8 protein-coding genes are annotated in these 11,841 nt (G+C 44.7%); 5 read left to right on the top strand and 3 right to left on the bottom strand.

Annotated features, from left to right (window positions below):
* Nucleotides 1-29: 29 nt before the first annotated feature.
* From OEY58_05515 to OEY58_05500, 4 genes are all read left to right on the top strand, one after another.
* The gene (locus tag OEY58_05515) at nucleotides 30-458 is read left to right on the top strand and encodes a hypothetical protein (GenBank protein ID MDH5324903.1); all 429 of its coding nucleotides are present in this window, start codon (nucleotides 30-32) and stop codon (nucleotides 456-458) included.
* 242 nt (nucleotides 459-700) lie between these two features.
* Nucleotides 701-3,412, top strand: coding sequence for a transporter substrate-binding protein (locus tag OEY58_05510; protein ID MDH5324902.1), 2,712 nt, complete (start codon nucleotides 701-703; stop codon nucleotides 3,410-3,412).
* A 213-nt stretch (nucleotides 3,413-3,625) separates the two neighbouring features.
* Entirely contained in the window at nucleotides 3,626-4,885 is a 1,260-nt protein-coding gene (locus OEY58_05505) for a glycerophosphodiester phosphodiesterase family protein (protein MDH5324901.1), read from the top strand.
* 130 nt (nucleotides 4,886-5,015) lie between these two features.
* Nucleotides 5,016-6,773 carry a hypothetical protein gene (locus OEY58_05500; GenBank protein ID MDH5324900.1) on the top strand — a complete coding sequence of 586 codons (1,758 nt, stop codon included), beginning with the start codon at nucleotides 5,016-5,018 and terminating at the stop codon, nucleotides 6,771-6,773.
* A 123-nt stretch (nucleotides 6,774-6,896) separates the two neighbouring features.
* On the opposite strand, the gene OEY58_05495 is transcribed toward OEY58_05500, so the two are convergent.
* Nucleotides 6,897-7,268, bottom strand: coding sequence for a response regulator (locus OEY58_05495; protein MDH5324899.1), 372 nt, complete (start codon nucleotides 7,266-7,268; stop codon nucleotides 6,897-6,899).
* A gap of 301 nt (nucleotides 7,269-7,569) precedes the next feature.
* Nucleotides 7,570-8,490: a LysR family transcriptional regulator gene (locus tag OEY58_05490; protein MDH5324898.1), complete on the bottom strand. Its 921-nt coding sequence runs from the start codon at nucleotides 8,488-8,490 to the stop codon at nucleotides 7,570-7,572.
* A gap of 138 nt (nucleotides 8,491-8,628) precedes the next feature.
* On the opposite strand from OEY58_05490, the gene OEY58_05485 reads away from it, so the two are divergent.
* Entirely contained in the window at nucleotides 8,629-8,865 is a 237-nt protein-coding gene (locus OEY58_05485; protein ID MDH5324897.1) for a CDGSH iron-sulfur domain-containing protein, read from the top strand.
* 306 nt (nucleotides 8,866-9,171) lie between these two features.
* On the opposite strand, the gene OEY58_05480 is transcribed toward OEY58_05485, so the two are convergent.
* Entirely contained in the window at nucleotides 9,172-11,742 is a 2,571-nt protein-coding gene (locus OEY58_05480; GenBank protein ID MDH5324896.1) for an Ig-like domain-containing protein, read from the bottom strand.
* Nucleotides 11,743-11,841: the final 99 nt, after the last annotated feature.

Here is an 11,841-nt window from a genome sequence, read left to right as displayed (position 1 = left end):
ACGCCCATATACCAAAAAGTGAGTTAAAAATGACAGCACAGGTACAGAGCGAGATTTATCGTTTTAAAGGACAAGGTATTGAAAACAAAGAATGTGGCTTAACCATTTTAGAACTGCCTGACAAAGTTGTACTCTTATTTTCGGATTTGGGTGACGCTACCAGTGTTACCGATGCGATACCCCAGCTGGCCACAGAAATATACTTGGAGCGCTACAAAACACTATCGCCTGATAAAGTAGTGGTAGTGGAACATAATGGTGAAATAAACCCATCTCTTTTCAAACAGCAATTGGCACAGAAACACAACTTAATTTACGCTCCGCGTAGCGATGAACTGCATCTGGTGACCCTGAAGTGGGACGGACAGGCGTATGTATCGCCAAGATGGAAAAAACTCAAATCACCTCAAATTGATCAGTTATTACCTTTTTTATGTAACCAGTCTGAAAGAAAGTAAGCAGTTTCCTCCCAGGGCAGCTAATTAAATAATGAGCCGCGCACCAAAAGAGTGCGCATTGTTTGTATCTAATAAATATCGAAAATGTGACACACTACACAAAGTTAATTCCAGGTAAAACTTGTAAAATGTAATTAATATTTAACATTTTTCCACTTAGTATCTAGCTACTATGTACCGTTAAAAGAATCAGCACAAAACTTTTTTCGGTGCACGGACCTCACATAGACACAGGATACACTATGAGTAAAACAGTAAAGCTCGGATTAATGCCCCCATTGACCGGACTTGTGGAAATCTACGGATCCGAAATTCACAATGCGGGGCTGGTGGCCTGTCAGGAAGTAAATGAGGCGGGTGGTGTATTGGGTAAACCCCTGGAACTGTTAGTAGAAGATGACGGCAGCCTGCCGGAAAGCGCTGTGAAAGCCGCGACGAAACTGGTGGACAAACAGTGCAGCGCAATTATAGGCAATTTGTTATCAAATTCTCGTATTGCTGTGGCCTACCGGGTAGCCGAACCACAGAAAACACCGCTACTGAATTTCTCCTTCTACGAGGGCAGCATTTTAAGCCGATATTTTTTCCATTTTGCCGCCTTACCCAATCAGCAGATACATAAAATGATTCCCTATATGCGCGAGCATTTTGGACCCAAAATGTTTTTTGCGGGTAATAACTACGAGTGGCCAAGAGGTTCCATTGATGCCGGCAAATTAGCATTGCATCACGCCAAGGGTGAAATCGTGGGTGAAGAATATTTACCCATAGGTGTCTCTCCGGCGGATATTGAGTCCCTCTTAGATCATGTGGAAGCTACCCAACCCGATGTTTTTGTACCCTATTTTGCCGGTTCTGACCAGGTGGAATTGTTAACCCGTTTTACTCAACGAGGGTTGAAGGAAAAAATAGCAGTGGTTATGGGGCATTACGATGAAATGATGGCCAGCATACTAAGCCCTGAGGTTCGTGAGGGATTTTATTCCACTAATACTTATTTTATGACGGTGGATACTGCCGAAAACCAAGACTATCTTAAACGCCTGGAAAAACTACCTCATGTTGACGGAATCTGGCCTGGTGGAAATGGTATTCTCACCAATTTTGGTGAGGGCACCTATGTTTGCGTGAAAGCGTTCGCAAAAGCCGCCAATATGGCTGGTAGTTTAAACCCCGAAGACTTGGTTGAAGCCCTGAAACACATTCGCGTTGCTGCCCCTCAGGGGATGGTACAAATGAATCCTGTCCATCACCATGCCCGCGTCAATACATTTTTATCGCGGTGTGACAGAGAGGGCCATTTCAAACTCATTGAAAAATTCGGTTTAATTGAGCCGCATATACCTGAACGCTATAATCACCAGCGTATTAGCCATCAGGCCACCGTGGAAGACGACATCAGGCTGCAGGCCAGAATGTTGGAGCAAATGACAGAAGCGGTCTTTCTGGTTAACTCTGACGATAACCGAGTTTTATACACCAACGCCGGCGCAGAAAGAATGTATGGTTATGAGCCAGGTGAAATGGTGGGTATGGATTTTTTCAAATTCAGCGTTTTAAAACAGGAAGCCCGCCTGATGCAAAGTGACCTGAAGCAAAAAGGCCAATGGACCGGAGAGGTAAAAAACAGTACAAGAAGAGGAAATATACTCTGGGTATCCACCTCTGTTTCCACATTCACTCACCCAATACATGGTGAAGTATGGCTCGCCATACAAAGAGACATAACAGACAAAAAACAGGCTGAGCAAGAACTTGCCCGCTATCAAAATCACCTGGAACACGAAGTAAAGGTGCGTACTGCGGATTTGGAGGAAGCTAGAGACATTGCTGAAAAAGCCAGTCAGGCGAAAAACGAATTCCTTTCTCGAATGTCTCACGAACTTAGAACTCCACTAAACGCAATACTGGGCTTTTCCCAGGTTTTGATCGCTGACGATTTGGAACAGGAACATATTTCCTATATTGAAGAAATCTACAATGCAGGAGAACATCTGCTGGTATTGATTACGGAATTGCTGGATCTGTCCCGAATTGAAGCCGGGACACTCACTGCAAATGTAGAATCTGTCGTTCTGCTTAAGTCTGTTCAAGAAGCGCTGACAATTGTTCAGCCTCTGATCGGAGAAAAACAAATCACAGTAAAGCTTGCCGTGGATTCGGATATCTTTGTGAAAGCGGATTCAACTCGCTTGAATCAGATCCTTATAAACCTCTTGTCCAATGCAGCCAAATACAACAAACTTGGAGGGTCAATTAAAGTAGCCGCTAAAATTACTCCCAAAAATAATGTTCGAATAACCGTATCCGACACAGGCATTGGTATTGCAGAAGATAAACTCAAGGAGATGTTCACCCCTTTCAATCGCCTGGGCGCGGAACATAGCGGCATAGACGGCACAGGGATAGGAATGGCTCTCAGTAAACAACTTGTGGAAATAATGGACGGCACGATTGGCGTTGAATCCAAGATCAGTCATGGGTCCTCTTTTTATGTAGAACTTCCGGCAGATGATCAAATACTTGAAACTCAACAACAGGAAAAATCTACAACTCGATTATTACCCGGTGCAAAAACTATTTTGTATGTTGAAGACAATATAGCCAATTTGAAAGTAGTAGAAGCTATTTTTAAGAAAAAGAGCAACATTCGGATAATATCCGCAGTCAATGCTGACGACGGGTTAAAGCGGGTCAGAGAGGAAAATCCCGATGTTATAATTTTGGACATACACCTTCCCGGCAGGAGCGGTTATGACATCCTTAAAGAATTGCAGGAAGATGAAACTACTTGCGAAATTCCCGTAATTGCTCTGTCCGCTGATGCAATGCCGGCGGACGTAGAAAGAGGTTTGAAAGCCGGTTTTAAACACTACCTCAGCAAACCGGTCAAAATGAACCAGTTACTCGCGATTCTCAACGAAATGTTCGGAGACCAAGATCACGTAGCATAATTTATATCTTCAATGCGCTCCTATCCTTGCTCTCTGTTCCAGAGGACAGTCTGTAATTCATCTAACAGACTTTTTCAATCCAGATTTAATTTCAACCACAAAACCCCGGTATCAACCCTTACCGAAAATTGTCTAGACAATAAAAGCAGTATAGACCTTGGGAGTTAATCGGGTTTAATATCAGGGTCTGATAGCTAGGTTACAGGACTCTGCATGAAAGCATATAAGCCGGTTCTTTCTTTGGCAGCTACAACCACTTTGATAGCCTGTTCCAGCGTGAATAATTTGAGTCAAGATTCAGATTGGTGGATTTCCAGACCGAAATACCTGGTGTCTCAAATGAAACCCGGTGAACTACACAACAGAATGCAGAACTGTGGTGAACAACTGGAGGAGGTACTAAAAAAAACAGAGTTCTCCATTTCTCATCGAGGTGCCCCGATGGGAATACCTGAACACACTCGTGAATCGTATTTGGCAGCGACAACAATGGGAGCTGGAATCATAGAGTGCGACGTCACTTTTACTAGAGACAAAGAACTGGTTTGTCGCCACTCACAATGTGATTTGCACACGACTACCAACATTTTGGCCACACCTTTAGCTAAAAAATGCCGGCAAGAATTTACACCGGCTGCTTTTGATGCCTCCGGAAAATTGTTAAGCCCCGCGGACGCAAAATGTTGCACCAGTGAGCTGACGCTGGCAGAGTTTAAATCTCTACAAGGAAAGATGGATCATTCCAATCCTCAAGCAAAAACAGTTCGTGAGTATTTGAAAGGCGACCCTCAAGCCCCTGTTCAATATACGGGTACAGCTACTTTGATGTCACATCGAGAAAGCATTGAGTTATTCAAATCTTTGGACGTAAAAATGATCCCTGAACTGAAACATCCTGAAGTGGATATGCCTTTCGATGGTTTCACGAAAGAAGCCTATGCCCAAAAACTGGTCACCGAATATAAAATGGCCGGTGTTAGTCCTGATAGGGTCTACCTGCAATCCTTCTTCAGCGAAGATATACAATATTGGCTAAAGGCCGAGCCGGACTATGCTAAACAAGTGGTATTTCTGGACGGCCGTTTTTTGCAAGCGACATTCAATAGTAACGATGCAACAACATGGAAACCACGCATGGTCGAAATAGCCGCGTCTGGAGTGCATATTATTGCTCCACCTTTATGGATGCTTTTAACATTAGACGGCAACAAACAAATTGTTCCGTCCACGTACGCACTGGAAGCAAAAAAAGCCGGCTTGGACATCATACCTTGGGTATTGGAACGATCCGGTTCATTGAACCATGGAGGAGGGTGGTTTTATCAATCTATTAACGATGCCATCAGTACAGATGGAGACAGTCTTGCGGTTCTGGACGTGCTGACAAAAAAAGTAGGAATTCGAGGTATATTTTCTGATTGGCCGGCAACGGTGAGTTACTATGCTAATTGTACGGGTTTGGACCGTAAGTGATGCCCCTGAGAAAACACTTAAGAACATTGATTATGGTATTATTTTGAGGGTAAAATCCACATAAGCGGTATTGCATAACTTCACTGATCGGCAATGCAGCTATCACACTCGGAACCATAGGATAAAGAAAATGAAAGCTTATATTACCAGCGCAATTTTCTGCCTATTGGCACTCTCTTGCAGTAGTAATAGTAACCATTCTCCGACAACAGATTCTTCGTGCAACAATGTAGGTACTGTGGTGAACCCGGAATGTACTACAGAAGTTGGAGGAAACGGGGAATACGTCTATCCGATCGGGATACCCCCTGTTGATTGGAGTATAGACCCCATCAAGGAACCCAGCCCCTCCCGACCTGCCGGTTGGCCCAACGAGGCAACAGAGAGTTACTATTTTATTGACCCGAGCCATGCAGCTGCAACAGATAGCAACAACCCATATGGCACCCCTAATTTGCCGAGGACCAGTTTTCCACCCAACCCAATTACAGCAGGCAGTTATATTGAATTGGGTGGCAGCGGTTTTGTTGATAGATACCGACTGAGGTTTCAGTGTACGGCCCAAGCACCGTGCTGGCTCAAGGGAGAAAATAGGGACAATTTGCCGACGATAACCGGGCAGTTTACCGTTGAAGATGCGACTTATCTTTTTATGGAACACCTGGACTTCAACGGCGGAGACGGTGGTGCGATCGCTATCATTGGCATGAACAGCCATCACGTCACTATTCGGGACTCTTATATCCAAAATCGCCGTTACGTAAGCCACACCTCAGGCATAGGAATCACGCCCAATACGGGAGGAACGATTCATGATGTGTTTATATACAATAATGTATTCCGAGAACTGGGAGTTTGGCAAAATGCATTGGACGAAGACTTTCACGGTATTGCCCCAAATGTAGCCGGACGTAACGCCTCTACTGAGGAGTTCAATGTTTGGATTCTTAATAACACGTTCTATCATATCAGTGGAAATGGTGTTCAGGTGGTTGCCGGAAACTGGCCCAACAGCTATCAGTATTTGCACCATATTTACATTGGAAAAAATCTGGCGTATGAAAATCGTCAAGCGGGATTTTGGTCAAAACAATCCAGTGATGTGATTATGTCTCAAAATATGTCTCACAGTCATCGCCAGTATGGAGGAGGGATGGGCGATGGTATCGGATATCAATACGGACCGAATAACCTCTGGATTATTTTTAACAACTTGTCCGATTCTAATTTTGGAATTCGCCAATCCGATACATCTCCCGGATTTGAGCAAAATAGAGCATACATAGTCGGTAATTTGATTCACAACATTCACCCGGAACCCGGCTATGCTTATGACCCCAATATCTTTTGGCGTCCCGGTGTTGGAATCTCGCTTTGGGGTGGAGTTATGCAAAGATTTATAGCGGACAATACTATTTATAATACCCGCGGAGGAATCAGCTTGGTTTTCGATGGACCGGCGACTATTTCCGGTAATATTATATCCGGTATAGATGATAGCGACTATTTTGTAAGTGCTTTTCTCGGCGGTCGAAGCGGTGCAGCACAGTTAGATAATTTGCTGTTTTACAATCCAAGTGGAATTGCGAGGTTTCGGTGGGATTCGAACAAGTATTACGACAACATTGATAGTTTCATAGCTGATACAGGGCAATGCGTTAATGAGTGCTTAAATGCTGATCCATTATTCCAAGATCCGGACGCAACACCGCCGAACTTGCGTCTGTCGCAAGGCTCCCCGGCACAAGACCCGACTTCCAGTCGAGCAATTGATGTATATGAAATTTTTCAGTCTCTATACGGCATTGATATACGAAAAGACTTTACAGGTCAAGCCCGTCCTTCTGGTGTTTCCATTGACTACGGTGCTTACGAGTTAATCCAGTAATTATCTAATAGCATCGTACTTGGTACCTATACTGACGCCTCCCTTTTAATTGAATTTTCGGTAGGAATCGCTGCCCAAAGCAGTGTCAACTTCTACTGTCAGGAAAAATCTATATTGGCATTTCTAGTCGCTGGGATTAGCTAACAGGCGTGATATTGTTTGCCGTAGCACAGAAGGTTCGAACGGTTTCGTAATATACTCGTTTGCACCAACAGAAAATCCTTTTGCCACATTATCATTAGCCGCGAAGCCTGACAGCATAATGATGGGAAGGTTTTCAGTTTTTTTGTTACTACGTAACTTCTTACATACCTCAATTCCATCCATAATTGGCATTGAGACATCCAGTAGAACCAGATCCGGTAGTTTTTCTTCGATACTTTTCAGGCATTCCTGACCGTTTTCTACGCTCGTGACCACGTATTCTTCGTCAAGTATTTCTTCAATAATCATTCTGTTTGTAATGTCGTCGTCAGCAGACAATATGTGTTTCATTATTTATCCCAAAATACATCCCGGTAAATTTACCAACAATAACCATCCATTTTGAATCTTCACTTAACACTTATGTAACATTTTAAAATGAAAACTCACTGTCTACATCACACCTATCGGCATTATTTACTTCATAGCTAAGTAGATTTAACAAATCTTTATAAAACAGGGGAGAGGTGGATCTGACTTTACGAAATATACATTACATTGTGCAAGCTATTAGTCATTTCAAATTTTCACTATTGTTGCTTATATTGGCAGATTTGCCTTAAGAAATATTTTGGCCATTTTGCAATCCTTTCTAGTCGCGCTGCATACATTGATCCCAATAGGGCGTTCCTTCAAAACGTTTCACAAGAAAGTCTATAAAAGTCCTGACTCGTTTCGATAAATAACGTGTTTGCGGGTATATCGCAAATGCATCAAGCTGTGGTGGTGTGTAGTCTCTGAGTAACGGCACCAAAGTTCCTCGTTCAATCTCTTTATAGGCAATAAACGTTGGCACAATAACAATACCCAAGCCGTCCACCGCCGCATCCCTGAGAAACTCACCCGTACTTGCCTTTAAGTAAGGGTGTATTTTGACGTTGATTACCGTTCCATTGCTATCCGTTAAATGCCAGTGTTCGAAATCGTGTAACAGACTGTAAACAAGACATTGGTGATCGACTAATTCATTTGGTGTTTGTGGGGAACCCATGCGCTCCAGGTAGGCCGGGCTCGCGCACATCACAATCTGAATTGAAGCAAGCCGACGCGCGATCAAACTTGAGTCGGGGAGACCGGCAATACGAATGGCCAGGTCGAAACCTTCCTGCATTAAATCCACTTCGCGATCATTAAAATCCAATTCAAATTCAATTTGCGGATGATCGAGTAAAAACTCTTTAATTGCAGGGCCTATGTGCATAAGACCAAAGGTGGACGGTAAGGCGACCTTCAAACTGCCTTTCAAAGTACCATGCGCTTGTGATGTGGCAATTTCTGCCTCGAGCACATCTTCGAGAATACGAATGGACTGATGATAAAACATGCGCCCGGTTTCCGTAAGGTTCATTCGACGAGTAGTGCGATGAAACAGCTCGACCCCGAGGTGCTCCTCGAGTTCTTTCAAGCGTCGGCTGACCGCTGACTTTGTCACGCCCAGGCGTTCGGCCGCACCACTGATACTCCCGGTCTCCACCACCCGAACAAAGGTGTTCATATTCTCTAAACGATCCATTAGCTCCTCTATTGTTTCTGGTTTTTCAACAATTAGTTCACAGTGTAAGTATTTATCATTTGTTTCGCAACGGTCATACTCCATTTAACCGGCATGCAGAGAATTTAGTGTAGAAGATAACTTGAAAAGGAGAGAACAATGTCAGAACCATTAAGCCCACAAAACGGACCTTATGCCGTCGATGTAGAGGAAGGTAAAACCTACTACTGGTGCAGCTGCGGGCGAAGTAAAAATCAGCCTTTTTGTGACGGCTCACATAAGGAAACAGGGTTTGAACCAACGGCGTTTACTGCGGAAAAATCCGATACAGTCTATTTATGCGGCTGTAAAAAAACAGGTAAGCAACCCTTTTGTGATGGGAGCCACAGCAAATAATACTCGGGGTTTAAGGTGGACCGATAAGACAGGTATAATTATTTGTACCTGTCTTATTTTCATAATAAAAGCAATTTGGTGTATTTAGATACCACTTGGCGAAATAATAGTTCTGCGTATCTTTCTAATTAAGGATTCAAATTACACGGACAAGCTACGGCAGCATTGCTCATTCCCGGCAACATTTTTGTTATTTAACATAATATATATTATGCGCATATATGGATGTGTTTCCTGTGAACGCGATATTCGCGCAGATTCTAACAAATATCGGCATTTCTTCCCTCTAATGTCCATTGAAGTGTTCTAATTCCCAACAATGTTGACACTAACCGATTTCGTACTAACCAAACCGGAATTGTCCCACGCCTTAACGGCGAATATGTTTTGGCCATTGGCAAAATCTGTGCTTGTGAAACATTGGATTGGCGCCGTAACATTTGAGGGATAAGCCAAGTGTGCGTCGCCAATCAGAAACTCTACATTTTGAATACCCGATAAATCCGACACATTGGCCTCGATACAAAATGGTCCGTTAATGTTATCCCCCGGCAGCGGGTTTGTAATTTCAACCGACGGTTCGGTATTATCGATAAACACGGTGACAGAATCACTGTTTTGCAATCCGGAATTATCAGTGGCTTGCACCCTAAATACGTGATTGCCGTCACTGTAGCTGGCAATGCTAATGTCTGGTGAGGCCAACAGGATGTCATCCGCATAATACGCTACGCCGGCGATTCCACGAGCATCGCTCACATCGGCGCTCAGGGTAAAATCACTGATCTGGGTACTAGCGTTGGTGGGATTGGTAATCGTTACAGTCGGTACCGTGGTGTCAAAAACCACCGCCACACTATCGGAACCCTGGTGACCGGCTTGGTCCGTCGCCGTTACCGTCAGCGTGTGATCACCTTCAGCATATTGAGATAGATTTACGGCACTGGAGGCCAACACAGTGGAGTCTAGCCGGTATTCGACCGATGTCACACCCACGGCATCGCTTATGTCCGCAAGCACGGTAAAATTTGAAGTCATTACACTGGCGTTCGCCGGCGACGTGATCGCAACCGAAGGCGGATTATTATCAATCACCACTTCTAGAGACGTAATTTGATTGTTGCCCGCCTGGTCCGTGGCGGTCAGTGCGAGCGTGTGGGTAGCATCCGCATACTGTGTCGTATCTAAGGCGTACGCAGGCATGGGTTCGGTAAATTGGGTGTAGTTTGACAACACCGAGCCATCCAGTCTCAATCCGGCAGTACTTAAATTGGCATCACTAACCGAAAACAGAATTTCCTCGGTTCCCATCAAAATGGCATCGGCTACCACATTGTTAAATTGAGCCGTGGGTAAGGTGTTGTCGACGGTGTAGCTCACGGAATGATCCGTCACAAACCCCAAACCGTTGGTCACCCGAAAAGTGAATGTGTGCACTGCATCCGTTAAAGTCGTGCTATCAATCTGAACCGATGGCGTCGTCGGAATTGCAACCGTGGATCTAAACAAACCATCCATCAAAATGTCCACTTGATTGACGCCGAGTGGATCGGAAGCCGCGGCGGTCAGAGAAAACGAACCACGCACATGTGCGCCTTCCGACGGCTGTATGTTCGTCACTACCGTGTCTTCATTATTAAACGTCAACGTAAAGCTCTGTGTATTGACACCGTTGAATTGGTTGGTCGCCTGAATCACAATGCTGTGGTCGCCTTCGGCATATTGTGTGGTATCCAAAGAATACGAAAACGGCGGCTCCGCTGGATTAAATGTCTGCAAAACACCTCCGTCCAAAGAAAACTCGACCGATTGCAACACAAATATATCGGTCACATCGGCACTAATCACCAGCGACTGTGACACGGTTTGATTGTTGGTAATAGATACGTTGGTAATAATCGGCGCTGTCGTATCCAGGCTAACGAGCGGCGCGCCCCCAAATAAATCATTGGCCGAGTCGTTTAATCGCAAACCGAAAGCGCGCAAATCCACACCGTCCAGTCCTGAGTAATTAGAATTCGAAGCAGCAAAAACAAACAGATTGGAGGCAATCAAATGGCGGTAGGTATCGGTGTTTATGGCCACCTGCCCAAAATTCAACACCCCCGACTCCCCTTGCCCATTAAGTTCACCATCGTAGAGCACATCCGCAAACGCCGTTTGTGTATAGGATAAAGTGTTGTACATTTGATGCACAGGATCTTCTTGATTCGATTCGCTGATCGCGACGGTGTACTGAGATATGGCCGCCAATGCCATACTATACAAATAGGCGTCACTCACCTCGGTTGTGGCATTGTTCGAATCCCGAATATTGACAGGTAAGGTGGTCACTGCGTTGAAATTTAGAATCTCACGTACACGCAGATTCCCTTGCCCCACCGCGTCACCAGGCGACATACCCGTTGCGATCAAATACAAGGCACGGGCATACGACAGATGGGTGTAATAGCTGATCACCATGGTATGTGGATCCGGGCCCACTAAATTATCCACAACACACACTTCGTCTTCGGCAGTCAGGGACACAATGCGCCCGGAAGCGATCTCTGTATAACGGATACTAGTGCTGTCGGAATCGCCAACGACACACACCAACATCAATTGATCGCTGGGAACATCCGTTAATGTGTATTCACCCAATTGGTTGGTCTGACCTGTTGCCAGGGGTGCACCGCGAGCGCCTGAACCAAAGGCGTATGCACTTATCAAACCATTTCTAAGAGCCGGAAAGGTGGCACCGTTAATCGTAGTCGTAACAACCGGTATAGGTTCGGGTTCGCCCTGTGGCTCGGGATCGATCTGGGGATCGTTTTTGCCGGCACACGCCGTCAATGTTAAAATAGATGCCATAAGAATCAATATATGTTTTAGCATTCCATTACCCCCTGCTCCAGAACACACGCAACAGATTGCGTCATTACAAAACACACATGGCAATCAAACATCATTAGAATCCCCAAAAATAAAAATAGG

The sequence above is a fragment of the Gammaproteobacteria bacterium genome (genome assembly GCA_029882975.1).
Taxonomy (GTDB): Bacteria; Pseudomonadota; Gammaproteobacteria; order SZUA-152; family SZUA-152; genus JAJDNG01.
The sequence above is the reverse complement of the archived record's forward strand: the minus strand, read 5'-3'. Positions and strand labels throughout refer to the sequence as shown.